This is a genomic window from Peribacillus sp. Aquil_B1, from assembly GCF_022603275.1.
GTDB lineage: Bacteria > Bacillota > Bacilli > Bacillales > DSM-1321 > Peribacillus.
The window spans coordinates 85,177-108,128 of record NZ_JAKXEE010000001.1; the positions used below are offsets into that span (position 1 = coordinate 85,177).

At 39.9% G+C, this 22,952-nt stretch carries 19 protein-coding genes and 1 tRNA gene; 16 read left to right on the forward strand and 4 right to left on the reverse strand.

Annotated elements, in window-relative coordinates; genetic code table 11:
• Positions 1-31 precede the first annotated feature (31 nt).
• Positions 32-445 carry a YbjN domain-containing protein gene (locus tag MPH60_RS00475; RefSeq protein WP_241589392.1) on the forward strand — a complete coding sequence of 138 codons (414 nt, stop codon included), beginning with the start codon at positions 32-34 and terminating at the stop codon, positions 443-445.
• Positions 446-635: 190 nt separating this feature from the next.
• Positions 636-709, forward strand: a tRNA-Gly gene (locus MPH60_RS00480).
• 792 nt (positions 710-1,501) lie between these two features.
• Here the strand turns inward: MPH60_RS00480 and MPH60_RS00485 are convergent.
• Complete coding sequence (locus MPH60_RS00485; RefSeq protein ID WP_241589391.1) at positions 1,502-2,170, reverse strand: B3/B4 domain-containing protein; 669 nt, start codon at positions 2,168-2,170, stop codon at positions 1,502-1,504.
• A 106-nt stretch (positions 2,171-2,276) separates the two neighbouring features.
• Here MPH60_RS00485 and queG point away from each other — a divergent pair, with 106 nt between their 5' ends.
• From queG to MPH60_RS00525, 8 genes are all read left to right on the forward strand, one after another.
• Positions 2,277-3,416: a tRNA epoxyqueuosine(34) reductase QueG gene (queG, locus tag MPH60_RS00490; protein ID WP_241589390.1), complete on the forward strand. Its 1,140-nt coding sequence runs from the start codon at positions 2,277-2,279 to the stop codon at positions 3,414-3,416.
• Between the two features lie 179 nt (positions 3,417-3,595).
• Positions 3,596-4,453, forward strand: a complete 858-nt coding sequence (locus tag MPH60_RS00495) for an amidase domain-containing protein (RefSeq protein WP_241589389.1) — start codon at positions 3,596-3,598, stop codon at positions 4,451-4,453.
• Positions 4,454-4,520: 67 nt separating this feature from the next.
• The gene (gene trmL / locus MPH60_RS00500) at positions 4,521-5,009 is read left to right on the forward strand and encodes a tRNA (uridine(34)/cytosine(34)/5-carboxymethylaminomethyluridine(34)-2'-O)-methyltransferase TrmL (protein WP_241589388.1); all 489 of its coding nucleotides are present in this window, start codon (positions 4,521-4,523) and stop codon (positions 5,007-5,009) included.
• Between the two features lie 71 nt (positions 5,010-5,080).
• A complete protein-coding gene (gene nfsA, locus MPH60_RS00505) occupies positions 5,081-5,830 on the forward strand; it encodes an oxygen-insensitive NADPH nitroreductase (protein ID WP_241589387.1) in 750 nt (249 codons plus the stop codon).
• 268 nt (positions 5,831-6,098) lie between these two features.
• Positions 6,099-6,947: an ABC transporter ATP-binding protein gene (locus MPH60_RS00510; protein WP_241589386.1), complete on the forward strand. Its 849-nt coding sequence runs from the start codon at positions 6,099-6,101 to the stop codon at positions 6,945-6,947.
• Positions 6,898-7,818, forward strand: a complete 921-nt coding sequence (locus MPH60_RS00515) for an iron-hydroxamate ABC transporter substrate-binding protein (protein ID WP_241589385.1) — start codon at positions 6,898-6,900, stop codon at positions 7,816-7,818. The genes MPH60_RS00510 and MPH60_RS00515 overlap by 50 nt, the downstream gene beginning before the upstream one ends.
• Positions 7,819-7,884: 66 nt before the next feature.
• The gene (locus MPH60_RS00520) at positions 7,885-8,895 is read left to right on the forward strand and encodes a FecCD family ABC transporter permease (protein ID WP_241589384.1); all 1,011 of its coding nucleotides are present in this window, start codon (positions 7,885-7,887) and stop codon (positions 8,893-8,895) included.
• The gene (locus MPH60_RS00525) at positions 8,892-9,899 is read left to right on the forward strand and encodes a FecCD family ABC transporter permease (protein ID WP_241589383.1); all 1,008 of its coding nucleotides are present in this window, start codon (positions 8,892-8,894) and stop codon (positions 9,897-9,899) included. The genes MPH60_RS00520 and MPH60_RS00525 overlap by 4 nt, the downstream gene beginning before the upstream one ends.
• Positions 9,900-9,981: 82 nt before the next feature.
• On the opposite strand, the gene MPH60_RS00530 is transcribed toward MPH60_RS00525, so the two are convergent.
• Together MPH60_RS00530 and MPH60_RS00535 are read right to left on the reverse strand one after the other, a co-directional pair.
• Entirely contained in the window at positions 9,982-10,929 is a 948-nt protein-coding gene (locus tag MPH60_RS00530; RefSeq protein ID WP_241589382.1) for a response regulator, read from the reverse strand.
• 4 nt (positions 10,930-10,933) lie between these two features.
• Complete coding sequence (locus tag MPH60_RS00535; protein WP_241589426.1) at positions 10,934-12,193, reverse strand: ATP-binding protein; 1,260 nt, start codon at positions 12,191-12,193, stop codon at positions 10,934-10,936.
• A gap of 427 nt (positions 12,194-12,620) precedes the next feature.
• Here MPH60_RS00535 and MPH60_RS00540 point away from each other — a divergent pair, with 427 nt between their 5' ends.
• The 3 genes from MPH60_RS00540 (at position 12,621) to MPH60_RS00550 (ending at position 17,788) form a co-directional block, all read left to right on the forward strand.
• Positions 12,621-13,610: a glutaminase gene (locus MPH60_RS00540; protein WP_241589425.1), complete on the forward strand. Its 990-nt coding sequence runs from the start codon at positions 12,621-12,623 to the stop codon at positions 13,608-13,610.
• A gap of 182 nt (positions 13,611-13,792) precedes the next feature.
• Positions 13,793-15,427 carry an APC family permease gene (locus MPH60_RS00545; protein ID WP_241589381.1) on the forward strand — a complete coding sequence of 545 codons (1,635 nt, stop codon included), beginning with the start codon at positions 13,793-13,795 and terminating at the stop codon, positions 15,425-15,427.
• Positions 15,428-15,892: 465 nt separating this feature from the next.
• Positions 15,893-17,788 (forward strand): PrkA family serine protein kinase, encoded by a 1,896-nt coding sequence (locus MPH60_RS00550; protein ID WP_101223357.1) that lies wholly within the window; start codon positions 15,893-15,895, stop codon positions 17,786-17,788.
• Between the two features lie 163 nt (positions 17,789-17,951).
• On the opposite strand, the gene MPH60_RS00555 is transcribed toward MPH60_RS00550, so the two are convergent.
• Positions 17,952-18,161 carry a hypothetical protein gene (locus tag MPH60_RS00555; protein WP_241589380.1) on the reverse strand — a complete coding sequence of 70 codons (210 nt, stop codon included), beginning with the start codon at positions 18,159-18,161 and terminating at the stop codon, positions 17,952-17,954.
• A gap of 117 nt (positions 18,162-18,278) precedes the next feature.
• On the opposite strand from MPH60_RS00555, the gene MPH60_RS00560 reads away from it, so the two are divergent.
• The 3 genes from MPH60_RS00560 to MPH60_RS00570 form a co-directional block, all read left to right on the forward strand.
• Entirely contained in the window at positions 18,279-18,458 is a 180-nt protein-coding gene (locus MPH60_RS00560; protein ID WP_063235975.1) for a hypothetical protein, read from the forward strand.
• A gap of 459 nt (positions 18,459-18,917) precedes the next feature.
• A complete protein-coding gene (yhbH, locus tag MPH60_RS00565; protein ID WP_101223356.1) occupies positions 18,918-20,087 on the forward strand; it encodes a sporulation protein YhbH in 1,170 nt (389 codons plus the stop codon).
• Between the two features lie 1,453 nt (positions 20,088-21,540).
• On the forward strand, positions 21,541-22,952 hold a 1,412-nt coding region (locus MPH60_RS00570; RefSeq protein WP_241615802.1), incomplete at its 3' end, for a pectate lyase-like adhesive domain-containing protein.

Below are 22,952 nucleotides of genomic sequence, written 5' to 3' on the forward strand. Positions count from 1 at the left end.
AATGTAATTACAAAGAGAAAGGTGATGAACCATGTCAAACGTTGCTAAATTTCGTGATTTTTTAACTAGTGAGAAAATCTATATGAATGAGTTGAATGAAGATGGCACCACCTTTTTTAGGGCTGAGCAGAAGTTAAAGGACGGGTGGAAGGTTCTTTTAGTATTTGCTTTCAATCAAGATGAAAATGTGGCGGACTTATTTTGCTTTAATGTCGCCGAATTGAAGAATCCTGAAAAGAAACAGGCCGTACATACACTGTTGAATGAATATAATGCTAATTTTAGGTATTCTAAGCTGTATGAGGAAAATGGGACCATTTCCATTCGGTATTCATACTCCATTGAAGGGGATATCGTACCGGATCTGGCGTTCAGGAAGTTAATCATGCTGCTTGAAACGGCACAGCAGGTTTATCCGCGGCTAATGGAAGTCATTTGGTCTTAAATCATCATAAAGGATGAAAAAGTTCTCTGAATCAGGGGACTTTTTAACATTTTTACTAGAGTGAATGAATATATTAACGTTACAATACGCTAATTATTAATTTTTTTTAAAAGAACTATTGCATTTTTTCACATTAAACTATATAATTAATTTTGTTGATTGGTAATTCGACAAACTTCTACAAGAATATGCGGGTGTAGTTTAGTGGTAAAACCTCAGCCTTCCAAGCTGATGATGAGGGTTCGATTCCCTTCACCCGCTCCAATACATACTCATAACGTAGGGTTTCGTTACCTGGAGAACGAAGCTTTGCGTTTAAATATTATTACAAGAATTCTACTGTTTACAGTGGGATTTTTTTATTGTCCAAATTACCTGCATTTTATGAAAGCAGTGTTCCCGTATGTCATACGCAAACGAAAACCGGAGTTTTTTTGTCCAAACTGGCAAGTTGTGAAGTCGAAGTCTGTTTAGCGACTGTTAATGGGATAGAGAAAGAGGTGCCAGGCTATGTAACCATTGTTATGGTTGCGGTTTACCGACCAAAAAAGTGTGGGGAGTCGTGTAGGTTGAAACAAAAGTGCTCCGGCTGGAATCAACTGAAATGTTATTAAGAAAAAAACGCAGGGTGGACTCATCCGAACCAAGTTTAAGCTAGGTTAATCTTCATATTTTTTTACAGTAATCCTTACTGGATGGAAGAAATTTGCGACACTCCTGCCGAATAACTGGCTAGACGGGATTCAAAGAAGCTTGCTTTGATGAGGCTTGGCAAGCAGTCGGCGAAAAATCAACAGCAACTATTATTAATTTGCCTACGTCTGTAACCATTGTTGTGGTGTGTTCGCTTCTTTAAATATTATTTGTCATGTACTTACCTAAGCTTGTAGTAATGATATGAGTGAATATCCTTTATGTTCATAAATTCCAGCCTTTTTCAGGGGATGGATCGATCGGTTGAATAAAAGGATACTATGGCACTGGTTTAATTAATTGGAAAAATCATAAAAAGACCCCTTCCGATTGTGGAAAGGGTTTATTTTCGTCAATTTTTAATTATCCTTCTACAATCGAGTAAGTCCCTTCACCACCATGGATTTCAAGGAACATGTCCATCAAGGATTTCGTTAGCTGATCTGCTTCCATGATTGGAGTATTGGGCTGTAAATAAATGATTTGGATGGCCTTTTTCGATTCCTCGGTGACTTTCGTGCGTTCTGAATCAACGTAAGGACTTCCGAAGGCGCCCACATGATCGGCTGATGTAATCATATTTTCCATGGAATTCAAGCGGCCGTTCAAACCTTCATAACCATCTGACGCTTCGCCGATCTTAATCGAGATGTCCCCTGATAATTTTTCCGCATCATAAATGCCGATCGGAACTTCATATAACAGCGAAAAGAAGTTATTTAAATCGATGGCTGAATGGATGGGTGTTAAGTAATTCTGTTTTTTTACGCGGCGGTAAAGAGCTTCCACGGAGGGGCGGTACCGTGACGGATTTGTTCCTGTAGCCTTGAAAATCTCCCGCCACACTTTAATGCCGGAAAAGTCGGTCAATTCCTTTTCTTCAAGGTCGAAGAAAAGGGCTTCCTGAAATAGTTGAAGTCTTCCTTTAACCATTTGCGGGGAGGGACCTACTTCGATGTTTTCATATGTAATGATCCCAACTTTGAATTGAGGGATTTTACTGTTAAGATTAGCTGATATGGTAATTTCCAACCGTTTCACCTCCAAAAATGATTGCAATTAGTTTATCATAGATAGCAATGGTTTGAAAAAGATTCAAGCTTTCAATGGGAATACTGAATGAACGTAGGTGATTAATATGGATATGAACACATTCAAGCAAGAAGTGATTTTATATAGTAAGGAAATCGGCATCGATAAAATCGGCTTTACGTCGGCCACGGCCTTTACCGAGTTGAAAGGTCGGTTGATACGTCAACAAGAGCTGGATTATCAGTCAGGCTTTGAAGAAGCTGATATAGAAAAAAGGGTAAGGCCAGAATTGATATTCGATAAACCGCAATCGATCATTTCGATTGCGCTTGCTTATCCTTCGAAATTGAAGAATGCTCCGCAAAGTACAAAAAGTGAGCGCCGGGGGATCTTTTGCCGGGCGTCTTGGGGAACGGATTATCATACCGTTCTTCGTAATAAATTGCAGTTGCTTGAGGATTTCATTAAAGATAAAGTGCCAGGGGCAATGATGAAATCCATGGTCGATACGGGCGAATTATCAGACAGGGCAGTGGCTGAGCGTGCAGGTATTGGCTGGAGTGCAAAAAACAGTATGATCATCACACCGGAATTCGGTTCTTATGTATACTTGGGAGACATGATAACCAACCTGCCTTTTGAACCGGATCAACCGATGGAAGATCAATGCGGGACATGCAATAAATGTGTCGATGTTTGCCCGACTGGTGCGCTCGTTCAGGGCGGGCAGCTAAATTCCAAGCGTTGTATCGCATTCTTAACGCAAACAAAAGGTTTCCTGCCGGATGAGTTCAGGACGAAAATAGGCAATCGTTTGTATGGATGTGATACATGCCAGACCGTTTGTCCGAAAAATAAAGGAATGGATTTTCATTTTCATGAAGAGATGGAACCCGACCCGGAGCTGGCGAAACCGCTGTTGAAACCCCTGCTTACGATTTCAAATCGGGACTTCAAAGAGACATACGGCCATGTATCTGGCTCTTGGCGCGGTAAAAAACCAATCCAACGAAATGCCATTTTAGCATTGGCCCATTTCAAAGATGAAACGGCATTGCCACAATTGATACAGGTCATGAAGGATGATCCGCGGCCTGTCATCAGGGGGACGGCGGCCTGGGCAGTTGGGAAAATTGGCCGGGAGCAGGCTGTTTCCGCATTGGAAGAAGCACGAATGAAGGAAACGGATGAAGAGGTACTGGCGGAAATTGAGAAAGGACTGCAGTTTACCTTGGAAACAAAATGATATCTAAAATGCAGCCGCCCGGTAAATATTAACGGGCGGCTTTATTTGGCTTAAAATATATCGTTACCTTCGAGGAAGCCTTTTTAAAAGTTGAAACTCCCACATTTTATGAAATTGTGTTTTTGTCCATGCCTACATACATACACATTAGCATAGATGGTAAGAAGGAGGGCATGAACTTGAGGGAACAATTGCAACGCCTTTTACAAGAAAGAGTGGAGTTTTATACTTCCGATGATTTAGAACGGGGTGAAAGGAAGTTACATTTGAAGAAGGAAGTGATGAGGAACCGTGCGGCGGAAATTGTTCGGGTGAATGCGGCAGGTAAGGTACATTCGAAAAGAAAGGAAGACAATGATACAGTTCTGACATATCATGTGCACCTGCAATATTTATTGAAACAGGAGGATTCATTTTATATAGAAGAAGAAATGGAAGAAAGGGAGGCCCGTTTTCGAAATGGGTATATAGTGGATGAACATGAGCTGTTTCCCAGCTTTGAAACCGAAGAGGCACCGCCAAAATGTGATCCAGGCGCAGATCGTCTCGCATATAAGTATGATCGAATGAAGGCCGTCCAATATGCTGAGCGTTGGTGGAACGAATTCAATCCCGCTTATCATAAATTCACTGATGATTGTACGAATTACATTTCTCAATGTTTACATGCGGGAGGCATACCGATGTGGGGGGCGCCAAACAAAAGTAAGGGCTGGTGGATGAGAGGGAAAAGCTGGAGTTATACATGGACGACGGCCCATGCTTTATATCATCTGCTTAAAGCCGGGAATGCCATAAGGACAAAGCAGGTCGAGTCTGCCAAGGAATTGAATTTGGGAGATATCCTCTGCATAGATTTCGAAGGGGACGGACGGTTTGATCATAACTTGATCGTAACGGCGAAGGATCAGGACGGGATGCCCCTAGTGAATGCACATACGATGAACAGCCGTCACCGCTATTGGACATATGAGGATTCAACCAGATACACACCGAACATCGTTTATAAATTTTTTGTGATTTTGGATGGAGGTTGATTGGTTTTTAGTCTTTTTTGTTTAATGCTATAATTAAGGTGAAGTTCAAACTAGAGGTGAAAATGAAGTGTCAATACATGTAGTTTTATATCAACCACAGATTCCAGCAAATACAGGAAATATCGCAAGAACGTGTGCAGGGACGGATACGTCTTTACATCTCATTCGCCCGCTCGGTTTCTCGACGGATGACAAACAGCTCAAACGGGCCGGGCTCGATTACTGGGAGAATGTAAAGATCCATTATTATGATTCGTTAGAAGAGTTTTATGAAAGAAATGCCGGCGGTGAATTTTATTACTTGACGAAATTTGGAGAGCAGCCACATTCCAGCTTCGATTACAGTGATCAAGACAGTGAGATATACTTCATTTTTGGCCGAGAAACGACGGGTCTCCCGAAAGAGGTGATCCAAGAAAATATGGATCGGTGCCTGCGGATCCCAATGACGGATAAAGTGCGTTCACTTAATCTGTCGAACACGGCTGCCATCTTGGTTTATGAAGCACTTAGACAGCAAAATTACCGTGATTTGGATTTGAAAACAAAAGGTTGAGTTTCATCAATACTATCATCGGGGGCATTTCAGCCCCGATGATGGATACATATTCTTAAGGGGTGGGAGCATTGAATAACTTTATTGAGAAGATTTTAGATCACCGTTCCATACGTTCTTTTGAGGACAAGTTGTTGTCTGATGAGCAAATCAACACGATTGTTGAATGTGCCCAAGCTGCATCGACTTCAAGTTATATTCAAGCGTATTCAATCATCGGGGTAACCGATCCGGAAAAGAAAGCCAAGCTTGCTGAACTTGCCGGACCACAAGCATATGTAGAGAAGAATGGACATCTATTCGTCTTTTGTGCCGATTTATATCGTCAGGATATGGTTTCCGAAATGGAAAACACTGACCTGTCCGAATCAATTGAAAGTACGGAGAAGTTCATGGTTGCCTGTATTGACGCTGCTCTTGCGGCTCAGAATGCGGCATTGGCAGCAGAATCGATGGATCTTGGCATTTGCTATATAGGCGGGATCCGCAATAATCTCCCGGAAGTGTCAGCGATTTTGAATATACCGCATCGCGTTATGCCATTATTCGGTCTAGTTGTCGGATATCCGAAAAACCGTTCGGATAAAAAGCCGCGTTTGCCGCTGGCCAATATCTATCATGAAAATGGATATCAGGAGGATAGGCAAGAGTTCATCGGACAACTTGAAGAGTATAATGAAACGATTTCCAGCTATTACGAGCAACGGACTAAAGGTAAACGAAAAGACACCTGGACCGAGCAAATGGCTGGAATGCTTGGAAAGAAAAGCAGGTTGTACATGAAAGAATATGTTGAGAAGCAAGGATTTAAGAAACATTGATTATGCCTTTCCCATAATGGACATCCTCCAAAGTCCTGAGTATGGAGTAAAGATCCCGGAAACATTTCCGGGATCTTTACTGTGTTCATTTGTCACTCGGTAATCCGGACTGGCCCAAAAAATCCAGTCAGGATTTCTTCTTATATGCCCATGAAATTACCATTGACAATATATTTAGATAGAATTATAGTAATTAAGTAGTGGATAATGATAATCATTTTCATTTGAGTTTTTACTTACCTATTTTTCAGTAAATGGAGGTTAAAAAATGCTTCGCCTATATACAGAGGCTTTAAATATTGGTTATGGTGAACGTTTAATTGTAAAAGATCTCAGTGTGGAAATTCCAGATAAAAAAATCACGACGATCATCGGTTCAAATGGATGTGGGAAATCGACACTTTTGAAAGCGATGACCAGAATCATTCCCAATCAATCAGGTACGGTTGTTTTAGATGGGGTGAATATCTTAAAAGAAAGCACTAAGATCCTTGCAAGAAAAATGGCCATACTTCCGCAGACACCCGAGAGTGCAAGCGGATTGACGGTTGGGGAGCTCGTATCATATGGGCGCTTTCCCTATCAAAAAGGTTTTGGGCGCCTGACCCAAAAAGACTATGATGTGATTGATTGGGCACTTGAAGTGACCGGCACGAAAGACTTCAAGTTCCGTCCGGTGGATGCTCTATCAGGAGGTCAGCGCCAGCGTGTTTGGATTGCGATGGCCCTTGCCCAGGAAACGGAAATCATCTTCCTTGATGAGCCGACCACCTATTTGGATATGGCACATCAGCTGGAGGTTCTAGAATTATTACAAAGGCTGAATGTAGAACAGGGACGTACAATTGTCATGGTTCTTCATGATTTAAACCAAGCTGCTCGCTTTGCCGACTATATCATTGCCTTAAAGGACGGGGAAATAGTCAAAGCAGGAGATTGTGAAGAAGTCATCACTCATGAAGTGCTTAAGGAAGTATTCCAAATTGATGCGGTAATCGGACGAGATCAACGAACGAACAAACCAATGTGCAGCACATACAATTTACTAAAAGGAGATTTGACGACAAATGAAAAAGATAATGATCCCGTTTATACTGCTGTTAGTGTTAATTATTAGTGCTTGTGGCAACGAGTCAGCCGAAAAAGAAAAAAGCCCGGCTTCCAAAAAGGAAAAATCAGGTACCATCACCTACCAATCTGAAAATGGCCCTGTTGAAGTTCCGGCCGATCCTCAGCGTGTTTTAGTGCTATCTACTTTCGCAGGTAACGTAATGGCTTTGGATGTAAACCTTGTAGGTGTCGATTCATGGTCTAAAATGAACCCGAACTTTAAGGAATTAAAAGATGTCGAAGAAGTGACGGACGAAGACCTGGAAAAGATCATCGAGTTGGATCCGGATTTAATCATTGGTTTATCAACGATTAAAAATGTTGATAAATTAAGTGAAATTGCTCCGACCGTAACGTATACATACGGAAAAGTGGACTATTTAACACAGCACGTAGAAATTGGCAAGCTTTTGAATAAAGAAAAAGAAGCCCAAGCTTGGGTGGATGATTTCAAAAAACGGGCAAAAACAACCGGTGAAGACATTAAAGCCAAAATCGGTGAAGATACAACCGTTTCCGTATTCGAAAAGTTTGACAAACAGTTCTATGTATTTGGCGATAATTGGGGTCGTGGAACGGAAATCCTTTATCAGGAAATGAAGTTGGCCATGCCTGAAAAAGTAAAAGAAGCAGCGTTGAAAGATGGTTACTTTGCTTTGTCTTTAGAAGTTCTGGCAGACTATGCTGGTGATTATGTTATTTTGAGTAATAATAAAGACGAGGACAATTCATTCCAACAAACTGATACGTATAAAAACATTCCTGCTGTTAAAAACAATAAACTATTTGAAGTGAATGCGAAAGAATTCTACTTCAATGACCCAATAACATTAGATTATCAATTAGACTTCTTTTCCAAAAGTTTTCTTGGAAAATAATACAGCGAGGGAGAGGAAATCCATTTCCTCTCCTTTTATTCTATAAAAAAGAGATGAGAGAGACAGATGACTAAAGAAAATCAACGTTTCATCCCATTTATATATAAACTGATCATAGGGATTGCTGTATTCATAGGCATGTTCATTATTTCAATGGCATTTGGTGCGGCTGATGTTACTGTAAAAGATGTCTGGCAAGCACTGACATCAAATGCTGTCGGTGAAAAGCTTTCAATCATCCGGGAAATCCGTTTCCCCCGTGAAGTGGGAGCAATCTTCGTGGGTGCAGCGCTTGCCGTTTCTGGTGCCATCATGCAGGGGATGACCAGGAATCCACTTGCCGATCCGGGGTTGCTTGGATTGACGGCAGGAGCCAATGCAGGTCTCGCCATTACTTTGGCATTTATTCCAAATGCTAATAATTTAGGGATCATGATTGCGTGTTTTATAGGTTCCGCTGTCGGGGCAACCATGGTTTTCGGAATCGGTGCGATCAAAAAGGGAGGATTTTCACCATTAAGGATCGTATTGGCTGGTTCTGCAGTCTCTGCATTCCTATTTGCCGTTTCGCAAGGGGTCGGCATTTATTTCAAGGTATCAAAAGATGTTTCGATGTGGACAGCTGGCGGGAATATCGGAACTTCATGGGAGCAGCTTCGCGTAATCGTGCCGTTCATTTTAATAGGCATCCTGATTTCCCTTATCTTTTCCAGACAGCTCACCATACTTAGCTTAAGTGAAGAAGTGGCGGTAGGCTTAGGGCAAAAGACAACACAAATAAAGGTGGTCCTTTTCGTGGTCATCATTCTCCTGGCAGGAGCTGCCGTTGCGCTTGTTGGAAATATGGTGTTCATCGGGTTAATGGTCCCCCATATTGTTCGGGCTATCGTGGGTACGGACTATCGATTCATCCTTCCTATGTCTGCGATTTTGGGAGCCACTTTCATGCTGCTTGCCGATACGATCGGCCGTACCATCAATTCTCCATATGAAACACCTGTGGTAGCGGTTGTTGCGATGATAGGTTTACCTTTCTTCCTCCTAATCGTGCGTAAAGGAGGTAAAGCATTCTCATGATCCACTCAGCTTTAGTCAAAAAACAGCGTTGGATAATAGGTGCATTAACTGCACTCATCATCATTACGATCATTATAGGGACGTGTTCGGGATATTCAAATCTTTCTTTAGGGCGACTGTTTCCAACGCTCTTCGGGCAAGGGACGTTTAAAGAGGAATTCATATTATTTTCCGTCCGCTTGCCGCGAATCATCATCACCCTTTTAGCAGGCATGGCCCTTGCACTGTCGGGAGCCATTCTGCAAGGGATCACACGTAATGATTTAGCCGATCCAGGAATAATCGGGATCAACTCAGGAGCAGGTGTTGCCATTGCCGCTTTCTTTCTGTTTTTCCCGCTTGACGCTGGTTCGTTTGTTTATATGGTTCCGCTTGTCGGTTTTATCGGAGCGTTACTGACGGCCTGTTTAATATATATCCTCTCATACAAGAGAAAGAGTGGCCTTGAACCCGTTCGGTTAGTGTTGATCGGCGTAGGTTTTTCAATGGCGCTTTCAGGCCTGATGATTGTCCTCATTTCGTCAGCGGAACGAGCGAAGGTCGATTTCATCGCAAAATGGTTGGCGGGAAATATATGGGGCACGGATTGGCCTTTCATTTGGGCAATCATTCCATGGTTAATCATCCTCATTCCATTCACTTTATATAAAGCAAATCGTTTGAATTTGCTTGGCTTAAATGAACCGGTCGCAATTGGGGTCGGTGTATCGATTGAAAAGGAGCGGATCGTCCTGCTGATCACGGCTGTGGCACTGGCAGCGGCAGCCGTTTCTGTTACAGGCGGAATTGCATTCATTGGACTTATGTCCCCGCACATAGCAAAATCCTTGGTAGGACCTCGAAATCAACTATTCATTCCGGTTGCCATTTTAATCGGTGGATGGCTATTGCTGCTTGCCGATACGATAGGCCGTAATATCATTGAACCCGAGGGGATTCCTGCAGGTATCATGGTCGCATTGATCGGTGCTCCTTATTTCATGTATTTATTGTTGAAAAAATAACAATTTGCTAAAAAATCCCCTGAATGATTTCAGGGGATCTTATGTTTTTGAGTGCTTCCGCAGTTTTTTGTTTTAATAGGAGTTATCTATATCTATTTATTTCATCAGGATTCAATCGTTTCGCTTCGAAATAAAATACTTGAATAAACTTTTTTGTATTTACCCGGGTAGGTGTAAGAACGAATGATGAATCATTTTGCAGTTCTTTCATCTTTTGGCGAACGACTGTGAAATCGAAAAATTTGGAAGCGTAATTTTCAAACTTCGGATTTGAAAAATCCGTTAAACCGAGCGAAGCAAAATGATTTAACGAATGGTTAATCGTTCTGCGTATCCGCTGTTCGGAAGCTTTTATTTCCCGATTGATATCAGCCTGCAAAGCTGCTGTGCCGAGCTTTTTTTTGGTGATTTCTACAAAGATATCTTTAAGGGTGGGGAATTGCTTTCCAAAAGTAAAAGTCCTTTCATACATAAATAAATATTGAAGCATCTCCATTAAATCTTTTGCGCCATTTTCTCCAACGATCCCTAATTCCGATAGTAGGAATTCACCTACCTCACTGATACTTTTTTCATTAAAATTAATGGATTTATCAACTTTTGGCTGTTCAAAATTCAATACACTATTCAGAGAGGCTTGAATAGTTGTGATCGATCTTTCTAAATGAATTCGTTCCATAACTTTTCGGATAACTGTTAATATCTCAATACGATTGATTGGTTTAGTAATATAATAATCAATTCCAAGTGAGTATGCCTCACCAATCAGCTCCTTTGATTCAACCTGCGAAATCATTATTATTTTCCCGTTAAATGTATTTTTTATATGACGAAGTGTCTCAATGCCATCCCGGATGGGCATTAATAAATCAATAAATAAAATATCAATTTGTTTTAAATTCAAAATATGTCCTTCTAATAGGCTTCCATCCTCGGCTTCCTCCACCACTTCTCCTAAATCTTCGTTCTCTATAATTTGGCTTAAGTTTGACCGTATGGCACAATCATCATCTGTTATAAAAAAACGCATGGAATCATCCTCTCTGGATCAACTTTTGAATGGGTAATTTTATTGAAAAAACGGCGCCGTTAAAACTATTCTCAAACAGGATATCGCCTCCCAGTTCTTTTACGACCTCTTTAACATATGAGAGACCAATCCCTGTTGAAGGTGTCCCGAAATGATCATATTTTGAAGTGAACCCAGGTTTGAATATGACAGTCTGATATTTTTGAGGAATTCCAGGTCCAGTATCAGCAACTTTAAATTCTACATTGTCATGAACTTCACACAAACTTAAACGGACGATTCCCTTTTCTTTAATTGCTTCAACTGCATTTGCGACTAAATTATTGAAAAGAGATAACACGGTATACACATGATAATGTGAATCATTTCCATCCAATGAATATTCAAATTGGATATCCTTTCCTAGTGATAAGGCATATTTTTCATTAATTCGGATAATTAAATGAAAAAGTTCAGCAGCATTCATATAATCTTTAAAACTCTCATTGGAAATCAATTTGGAGAGACCAGCAAAAATCCGTTGATTATCTTTCTTGACTTCATGCATTTCACCCGCGATGCGCAATGCTTTTTGACTATATGGCTCTGTATAAACATGGGGTTGCTTTTCCCTTTTTTCCAGAGCTTTTAAATCTCGATACAAATCATACGATTTCTTGGTAATATTCTCAGCATTTTTTAATGTTTTTTTTAAATGAATCGTTTCCTCGTATAAGTTGGAAATGAGCATCAGCATATGTTCATTTTGTTTTCTGATTTGTCTTTCCCTTGATTGTGCTTCATAAAGTTTCATCATATTAAAAAAACTTAAAACGATAAAACTGTGGGCGAATGCGATCATGATCATCTCGTTCAGTGAACCTAGCGTAATGGTTGTTTCCAATACAATATATTGAAAGATCAATTCTACAGAGTCGGAAAATATTTCGATAATGAGACCAATAAATCCAATAATTAAAGATCGGTTTTGAAAGCGATTGATTTTCACTAAATAAAAAAGAAAGCAGTAGGTGAAATAAAAGAAAAAACTTGGATAATGAACTTGGAATGCGGAAGCCCAGGAAAAACTATCATGCATGAAAAAATCTATAAGAATACGAAATGCCACAACCATTGTTCCTGTCAGAAGGCCCGAAAGAATGGCAGGTGTTTTCTGTAATAATAGTAAAAAAAAGAAAAGTACAGGCGGACCAAAGCTTACCCGAAACGTTTCATTTAAAGGATAAAAACTCAATTCGCCTGCTAATGGCACTGTCAACAGCATCAACGCAAGGATATTGACCTCTTTTTTCATCAACGTACTGAGATTCAAGTCGTCACCTCCCAATTTGTTTAAAAAATCAGTATACAGTTTCATCGGCTTCAATACAACGCTTACTTTGTTCCTGAAAGGAACGGCTTAAAACCAATTATCGCAAAACCAATCTGATTTTCTATCCACAAAAAATGGTAACGGAACATATGAGATGAATCCGTTTTTTTTTGTGGATTTTTATTTTTTAGATTTTGTAGGTTTTCGTATGATTATGTAGTTCCCAATTTAAAATGAACGGTAGATAGAGATTTTTGAAAGCGCTTAACAATTATTAGAATATTCATTATGTTTTCATCTAATCTATTACAGCATGATGGCATTCGATAAACGCTCATTTTGAATAATGATACAACAACTGAAGAGGTGGAAAAATGTGATTGAAGAATTGTCGAAAGAGTATGACATTCACGTTAATGGTCAAAAGCAAGCCGACTTAGATGAATGGGTGGCACATTACAGACCCTATGCTACTGAAGGGCAAACCGCCAATTATATACCGGCATTGAGGAATGCACACTTATCGCAATTAGGTATCTGCATACTGGAGCCTGGTGGAACAATGATCAAGTCAGGGGATTGGGAAGTCCCATTCACGCTGCAAAGTATTTCAAAAGTGCTCAGCTTTATAGCCGCATGCTTGGGTTGCGGCATTTCTTATGTGTTAGAGAGGGTCGATGTGGAACCAACTGGAGATGCCTTCAATTCAATTATTCGTTTAGAAATGCATAAGCCGGGAAAGCCGTTTAATCCGATGATAAATGCTGGGGCGATAACTATAGCTTCGCTTCTCCCAGGTGATTCTTCACAAAAGAAATTAGAATTTCTCTTTACATTATTCGAAAAATTATTAGGAAAGCGCCCGGCTATCAATGAGGCAGTGTATCTATCTGAGTGGCAAACCTCTCATAGAAATAGAGCCTTGGCTCACTATTTAAAAGAGACGAATTATTTAGAATCGGATGTAGAGGAAGCTTTAGAGGTTTACCTCAAACAATGTTCCATCGAAGTAACCACAGAAGACATAGCCCTGCTTGGGCTGATTCTTGCACAAGATGGATACCATCCCATCCGTAAAGAACAAGTACTCCCAAAAAAAGTGGCTAAGCTGGCCAAAGCATTAATGCTTACTTGTGGAATGTACAATGCATCGGGTAAATTTGCAGCTTTTGTGGGGGTGCCTGCCAAAAGTGGAGTATCTGGCGGGATCATGGCACTAGTTCCTCCAAGTTCCAGAAGCGGGCTTCCTTTTCAAGATGGATGCGGCATTGGTATATACGGACCTGCCATTGATGAATATGGGAATAGCGTAACGGGTGGTATGTTATTGAAACAAATGGCACAGGAATGGGATCTTAGTATTTTCTAAAAGCAGAGAAAAGCATCTAGGGACATGCTAATTTTTCCTTATCAATTGACTAAACTTTAGCAAGAGGTGATGCCATGCAGAAATCACTTTAAGATTCTATTGGACGAACTTGAAACAATTCATAAATCAGTTAAGAACGTCATTAGAAAAGAATGAAATTTGGAAAGCATGGTGATGAACATATGAATAATTTACAGCGAAAGATGGGGACGTTTTCGTTAACGATGGTAGGACTCGGGTCCATTATTGGCTCAGGCTGGTTATTCGGAGCTTGGAAAGCGGCACAAATCGCAGGACCTGCTGCCATTATCTCTTGGATTATCGGGATGGTTGTTATTTTATTTATCGCATTATCTTACAGTGAATTAGGAGCTATGTTTCCTGAAGCTGGGGGGATGGTAAAATATACACAATACTCTCATGGCTCGTTTATAGGGTTTCTTGCTGGTTGGGCAAACTGGATTGCAATTGTTTCTGTAATACCAGTCGAGGCGATTGCTTCTGTTCAATATATGAGCTCGTGGCCATGGAAATGGGCGGAGTGGACACATGGTTTAGTGGAAAATGGGAGTCTAACTGGGCCAGGCTTGGCAATTGCTTCAGCATTATTGGTCGTCTATTTTTTATTAAATTACTGGACAGTTAGTTTGTTTTCAAAAGCAAATTCATTTATTACAGTCTTTAAGGTTATTATACCTGGACTGACAATCGGCTCACTTTTATTTGCCGGTTTTCATGGTTCCAATTTTACCGCTGCAGGAAGTATCGCTCCCAATGGTTGGGCAAGTGTGCTAACTGCTGTAGCAACCTCTGGTATCATCTTTGCATTTAATGGTTTTCAAAGTCCGATTAACATGGCAGGTGAGGCAAAGAATCCTGGACGTTCGATTCCATTTGCAGTAATAGGCTCCATCTTAATTGCAACGGTTATCTACGTTTTATTACAGATTGCATTTATTGGGGCTGTTGATCCGTCGATGATTGTGAACGGATGGCAACATTTGAATTTCAATTCACCGTTTGCTGATTTAGCAATTGTTCTAGGGATAAACTGGTTAGTTATTTTACTATATGTTGATGCTTTTATTTCACCTTCCGGGACGGGAATAACATACACGGCGACAACGTCAAGAATGCTTTATGGAATGGAAAAGAATAAATATTTGCCAAGCGTGTTTGGAAAACTTCATCCACTTTATGGTATCCCTCGTCAAGCCATGTTTTTTAATCTAGGTGTATCTTTCTTATTTTTATTCATGTTTAGAGGCTGGGGCGTATTGGCAGAGGTTATTTCTGTTGCGACATTAGTCTCTTATATTACAGGTCCAGTTACTGTTATGACATTAAGGCGCACCGGTCAGGATTTATATAGACCATTACGTCTAAAAGGATTGAGTATCATTGCACCGTTAGGCTTTGTTTTTGCTTCTTTGGTTTTATATTGGGCAAGATGGCCACTGACAGGACAAGTATTATTTATCATCATGATTGGTCTCCCCGTTTATTTCTATTATCAAGCAAAAATCAATTGGAAGGGATTCCGTCAAAACTTCTTGGCAGGGGTTTGGATGGTTGTTTACTTACTCTGTATGATGGCCATTTCATACTTAGGCAGTGAAAAGTTTGGTGGACTGAACATAATCCCATTTGGTTGGGATATGGTCATCATAACATGCTTATCGCTAGGGTTTTATAGTTGGGCAATAAAGAGTGGTTTCCAAACAGAATATTTGGAACAAGGAAAAAAAGTAAATGAAGACTTGAGATCGATGGAGAATAACATTGCAGCCCACACAGATAAAAAGGACGCTGTATAAATGGTGTAGCCACTTCATTGATTGGCATGCGCTAACTATATCGATGAAGGGTGAAAAAAAGGGGACGGCAATTTTAATTTGCTGTCCCCTTTTTGGAATTTAAGAAAGGCTGTTATTTTTTATTTCACACCTGGTTTATCATTATACCCGGCAGTGAAGATAGCGGCTAAAAATGTAATAGCAACCCCAACGATAATAACTGTGCCCATGCTGTGACCTCCCTTTACCCATATTGTCCCACTTAAGTATAGGCTTAGTATACCCTAATTTTTAGCAGGAGTGCACACAATTTTTCTTGTCAGCATAAATGTCTTCAATTCTTCAATGATTAAGCCTTTTTCGATACATGGAGAGTCAAGCTCTATTCGAAACAATGGCCGGCGACTTTTTAAAGTCTGACATGTTTGTCAGACTTGGAGCATAGATTTAAGTATTCTCTGAAAGTGACAGGGGGAGGTTCCTTAAATGGATATTTTAAAGAAAATCGAAAAATTTAGAGAAGATGAACAGAAGCTGAAGTGGGAAGGCACCTTCGCAGAGTACTTAGAAATATTGAAAGAAACGCCTTTAGTTGCTCAATCTGCTCATTCACGTGTATACAACATGATCAGAGATGCAGGGATAGAGGAAGTAAATGGGACAAAGAAATACAATTTTTTCAGCGGTCAGTTGTTTGGCCTTGAAGATTCATTGGAAAGGCTCATCGAGGAATATTTCCATCCGGCGGCAAAGCGGCTCGATGTCCGTAAGCGGATATTGCTTCTCATGGGTCCTGTATCAGGCGGGAAGTCCACACTCGTTTCTTTACTGAAGCGTGGACTTGAAAACTATTCATTAAAAGACACTGGTGCTATTTATGCAATAAAAGGATGCCCGATGCATGAAGATCCACTGCATCTCATTCCGCAGTATTTACGGGATGATTTTTTTGAAGAATATGGCATCAGGATTGAAGGAAACCTATCGCCGCTGAATGTAATGAGGTTAGAACAGGAGTATGGAAGCAGGATAGAAGATGTGATGGTCGAGCGTATTTTCCTTTCGGAAGATAAGCGTGTTGGAATTGGAACATTCAGTCCTTCTGACCCTAAGTCACAGGATATTGCTGATTTGACGGGCAGCATCGATTTTTCGACCATTGCCGAATACGGATCTGAATCAGATCCGAGGGCCTATCGTTTTGATGGGGAGCTGAACAAGGCGAACCGCGGGATGATGGAGTTTCAGGAGATGCTGAAATGTGATGAAAAGTTCTTATGGCATTTGCTTTCATTGACCCAAGAGGGGAATTTTAAAGCTGGCCGTTTTGCATTGATCAGTGCAGATGAACTGATTGTGGCTCATACGAATGAAACGGAGTATAAAGCGTTCATTTCCAATAAGAAAAATGAAGCATTGCATTCCCGTATCATTGTCATGCCGATTCCATATAATCTGAAGGTTACCGAGGAAGAAAAGATTTATGAAAAAATGATCCGTGAAAGTGATGTCTCGGATGTTCATATAGCTCCGCATACATTAAGGGTAGCGGCAATCTTCAGCATCATGACACGCCTGAAGGATCCCAAAAAGGGCGATATCGATTTAGTGAAAAAGATGAGACTTTATGATGGGGAAAATGTCGAAGGATTTAATTCCGCGGACATCAATGAATTGAAAAAAGAATATCAGGACGAAGGCATGAGCGGAATCGACCCGCGTTACGTGATTAACCGAATTTCCTCTACGATCATTCGTAAGGAAAATCCGTCCATTAATGCATTGGATGTACTTATGTCATTAAAAGCAGGTCTTGACCAGCATCCGTCCATTACGAACGAACTTCGGGAGAGGTATTTGAATTTCATTTCCCTGGCACGTAAAGAATACGATGCCATTGCAAAAAATGAAGTGCAAAAGGCATTTGTCTATTCATATGAAGAGTCGGCGAAGATCCTCATGGATAATTATCTGGATAATGTCGAAGCATACTGCAACAAATCAAGGCTTCGCGATCCATTGACTGGGGAAGAAATCAATCCAGATGAAAAATTGATGCGCTCGATAGAAGAGCAAATTGGAATTTCCGAGAATGCAAAAAAAGCATTCCGCGAAGAAATATTGATTCGCATTTCTGCATATGCACGTAAAGGTAAGAGATTCGATTATAATTCCCATGATCGTTTACGGGAAGCGATTCAGAAAAAACTATTCGCGGATTTGAAGGATGTTGTTAAGATCACTACTTCAACGAAGACACCAGACGAAAGGCAACTGAAGAAAGTGAACGAGGTCATCACGAGACTTATCGACGAGCACGGTTATAATTCCACATCAGCCAATGATTTGCTGCGATATGTGGGCAGCTTGTTAAATCGGTAAACCATACTTTTTTGCCCCTGCCCCCAATCGGGCAGGGGTTTATGGCCTTTTGCGAATGTAAAATGAATTCCCTTGAAATCATGCATCTTTTAATAAAGGGTGATTATGCAAGAGATTAAAGCACCGGGCCCTTCTGAATGGAGGTAGTCCGGGGCTTTGATATCTATTTAGTTACATGTAAGCCATACTGTTCAATAAGTGTAATAAGTTGATTCGGTGATAGTTTTTCTTCGCTGTGATCAATTTTAATTTCCCCATCATCAACATCGATGATCGCACGTTCCACACCTTCCGTTTTCAAAAGTATGGACTCCAGATTTAAAATCGGGCCTTCTGACGTTGCTTCCTTTACATAAAGGGTAGTTGTTTGCATATTCTTGCACCTCCTTACATTTGCTCATAATGTCTTATCTATACCCCATATTTCCATGAGATATGTTACGTTTTAGATTTGGAAATATTGGGTATCAATAAGTAGAGGTGATGGTAAATGAGTAAAGAAGAATTGAAAAAAGAACATGTTCCGGAAAATAGCTCCATGGCTAAGGATTATGAAGAGATGAAAGAACTTGGAAAGCAGATGGAAAATCAAAGGACGAATGAAGAATTGAAAGAGTGGGATAAACGCCCAGGTACAGTTCAACATGAAATAGAGGAAGATAAAGATTGACGAATTTAACAACCAGAACCATTCTATCTGTTTAAAAGGGGTGTCCAGAAAAACTGCTGGGACACCCTTTTTGTTGTATTTCATTAATTACACTGGCATTTAAATAATCCTCTAACCCGAAAAATGACACCCGCTAAAAAAACGAACAGACCTGATGATCATCAGGTCTGTTCGTTTTTTTGAAATATTTATTTTCAGTAGCATTTTTTTGAAAGAACTTTAAAGGGCCTCTAATGCCCATGTCAGGACTTGTCTAGTTCGTAGGCAAACGTCCATTATTGAATTTTGTTGTAAATTATCCAGCATCGCTGCATAAGATAGAGTAATACTTTTCTTTTAATCCGTTTTTTCGCACTGTATTTTTGATTGGAAAACCGGAATGATGTGGGCTTTCCCACACTAATTTATTATATGAAGGAATGATGAAAAGCGTGCAAACATTTTTAAGGGGGGAAGAGAATGTCGGAAGAGAGTAATCAACAGTATGTTATCTCACAGGAAAATTGGTCCCTCCATCGGAAAGGCTATGATGATCAACAACGTCATCAGGAAAAGGTGCAGGAAGCGATCAAGAATAATTTGCCTGATCTAATTTCAGAAGAAAGCATCGTGATGTCCAATGGCCGGGATGTTATCAAGATTCCCATTCGCTCCTTGGATGAATACAAAATTCGTTATAACTATGATAAAAACAAACATGTAGGGCAAGGCGATGGAGACAGTAAAGTGGGGGATGTGGTCGCAAGGGATGGCTCACCGTCCGATGCCGGGGCCGGTAAGGGCCAAGGTGCAGGTGATAAGGCAGGCGAGGATTATTATGAAGCCGAAGTGTCGATGATGGAATTGGAGGAAGCACTGTTCAGTCAATTGGAACTCCCTAATCTTCAGAAGAAAGAACACGCGGAGCACACGCTTGAACACATCGAATTCAACGACATCCGCAAGACAGGCCTAATGGGAAATATCGATAAAAAGAAAACGATGATATCGGCTTTCAAACGGAACGCCTTAAGAGGGGACCCAGGTTTTCATCCTATTTATAAGGAAGACTTTAAATTCAAAACCTGGAATGAGATTCAGAAACCAGATTCCAAAGCAGTTGTACTGGCAATGATGGATACTTCCGGAAGTATGGGGTTATGGGAAAAATATATGGCTCGAAGCTTTTTCTTTTGGATGAACCGTTTCTTGCGGACAAAATATGAAACGGTGGAAATCGAGTTCATTGCCCATCATACAGAAGCGAAAGTTGTTCCGGAAGAGGATTTCTTTTCAAAAGGGGAAAGCGGCGGTACGATTTGTTCGTCCGTATACCGAAAAGCATTAGAACTTATTGATCATAAATATGACCCCGCGAAGTTTAATATCTATCCGTTTCACTTTTCCGATGGTGACAACCTAACATCCGATAACGTCCGCTGCGTTAAGCTTGTTGAAGAACTCATGAAGGTTTCCAATATGTTCGGATACGGGGAAGTCAATCAATACAATCGTCATTCGACATTGATGACAGCTTATAAGAACATCGATAATGAAAAATTCAGGTACTATATCCTAAAGCAAAAGGCTGACGTTTTCCATGCAATGAAGAGCTTTTTTAAAGACGAGGAAAGTAAGAAGTATGCTTAAAAGAAATAAGTTAGCTTGTTCTGGATTGTAGGGAAAGCGTCATTCTCTCTACAATCTTTTTTTATCTATCGATCAATCTGATTTAAAAATATTCAGTTCCAATTGGTGACTAATCGAAGGATTCTAAACAAATCTCCCTATGAGGCAAATGAATAGCATTTGTTCATAAATTCAAGATATAAAGTTATGGTTTTCGTTCATGACACTCTTTTTACTGTAGGCGCAATATAAAAAATGGTTTATCTCATTCCATTTTTGAAACGTAATGACTTGGAATATATTATAAAATAAAGTAGCAGTGAGGATCCTTCCCAAAAACCCCATTGCAGAAAACCCATTCTCTGAGCGGTTCCAAAACATTATGCCTAGGATAACCCCTCAGGCTGCCTGTTCCCTATGATCCTAGGGGGCAGGCTGTTTTTTTATGAATAACGTTTCGATCCTTTAAGAAATAAAAAGTACCGGTGGATGGATATTAGTGGGGGGGTTTCCCCAATGGCTACTCGTTTTTATTTGTTATGCCCACACTTCCTTTTCATCCCTATACCATCTTATCGAAACAATAGTCGTTCTAAAGAAAAATCAACCGCTCTCTGACCTGCACCCATATTTTTCACATTCAAGAATGATCAATCAGAGCAAAGTTCCATGAACTGCATTCCTTTTCAGAACGAATGATTTTACTTTATGAAATACCGACACCTATCAATTTGTATATAATGATGCCAGAATCTAGATTTAGATCATATCTACATCATGATAAAGGAGAAAGATGATGTCGAAGCAATTTACCTCTTTTTTACTATGGGTGTCACAAACTTGGTTCACCCTATTGAAATACAGGATCTATTTTATTCAAGCCTTTTTAGTCTTATTTTTGATGTATCTTTTATTAAATGAACAAGAAATAAATACGCTGAAAATCACCCTCATATTAATAACTTCACTTTCCTTTCTTAAAAGTGCCCATGGGAAAAAAAGGTGAATATAAGTAAAAGTGCATGTAAGGAGATTACGGTGAAAAGTCCTATGGGAGGTGTACCAAAAGCGCTGGATGATATATGTTCATGTAATCCGACGGAAATTGAAGTAACCTCTTCAGGGAATGAAACTAATAACTCAAATTGGATAATTCGTTTCAAGCGAAAAGGTGATAAGAGGGAACCTAAGGTTTCTCTTATCACCTTTTTAGTTATGTAACCATAATGATTGTAACCCCTTAAATTTTAAGGTGGATATGATATGAAATTATGATTTTATAAATTGCAGGATCGTTTCTTCCGATTAAACACGTCGCCAAAAATGAAAATAATAACATGAAAATTGATGTTTAATGCCCTAATGTGGTTCCTAAAATGATTTTTTATGAATCATTATTGGAACGAGGTACTTCTCGAAAAAAAGTATTATGAATCTTGTAAGTAAAATTAATTTTTAGAGGAGCGTTTCTTTTATGAAGAAAAGTAAAATGTTAAAGCCTATTAACGTTATGACAACATCATTTCTTTTAGCAAGTTCTCTATTAATGCCAAGTGCAGGATTTGCAGAAGAACTATCCACACCAAAGAATGAGGATAGTTCGAATTCACAAGAGTCTAGGGTGAATAATCAAGAAGCTCGTACACAAGCAACTGAAACTCAGTCTCCAGGGAAAGCAGTTTCAAAAATGATGGCAAATGAAGCAGTCGTCAATAATTTTCAAGAGTTGAAGGTTGCCTTGGAGGCGGATAACGGAATTACTACGATCCATCTTGGACAAAGCATTGATATCAGCGAAGCGATTAAAATTCACCCGAAAAAATCGGAAATCGTTATCGAAGGAAATGACCATACATTATCGGAAACGGGAGCTGTAGGAGTATCAGGTGGTATCTATGCCAATGGTGATATATTAAGCAGTGTCCATGTCAAGAACGTGGATATTAAAGGAAAGAACTATTATGGTCTCATTACAATACATGATGTAACAAAAAATGTAGAGCAAATATTCGAAAATGTAAATTACAGTGGGCCACAATTAATTTGGAACCGCAACGGGAACGCGATTTTCAAAGGAGTCAACGACATTTATATTAATGATCATACAATGACAGGATCGTCACCTGCACAAGAGATGGCAGAAACCGGGAGTGTGGAATTCGATGGTGAAACTAAAATAAGCCATAATAATGGATATGCTCTTATTTGGTCGATTACAAAAGAACCGCAATTTAAGATAGCCCCAAATGCGAATGTGGAAATTAATACACAAAAAAGTGGATATGGAATATTTTATGCAACAGGCGGTGATATAGATTTTGCCGTTGGAAATAATGCAAAGGTAAAAATAGATGGAAAAAAGGGAATGACTCAAAGTGGAAAGTTTAAATCATTCAACGTGGATTCGAATGCAGATGTACAAATGAATAGAACGGGAACGGATTCATATCCCATGGTCTCACTTTATGGCTCAGCGAACATTAATGATCAAGCGAAACTCCATGTAACTACAGAAGACGGTCATGCTATGGAAGTGGAAAATAAAGTATCCACCATTGATTTTATTAATCCTGAGAATGTTGTGTTGTCTTCAATAAAAAAACAAGCATTAAATAATTTAAGTACCTCGCTTACGATGAGTATGGTTACGGGCATGGTAAAGCTCTGGACGAGTGCGACAGGTGATGCTGCAAATAGTTATGTGGGCAAATCCGGTGGCAATCTTACTTGGAAAGCTATATATCGTTATAACGTAGCTCAATCAATTAGTGGTAATCCAGAGAATTTCAATATTGCATTTAGTGAAACAAAAAAGATTGAAATAGGAAAAGATGTGGATGGACAAGCAGAAAGAGACCTAGCCGATGCGAAGAACAAAGTGGAAGA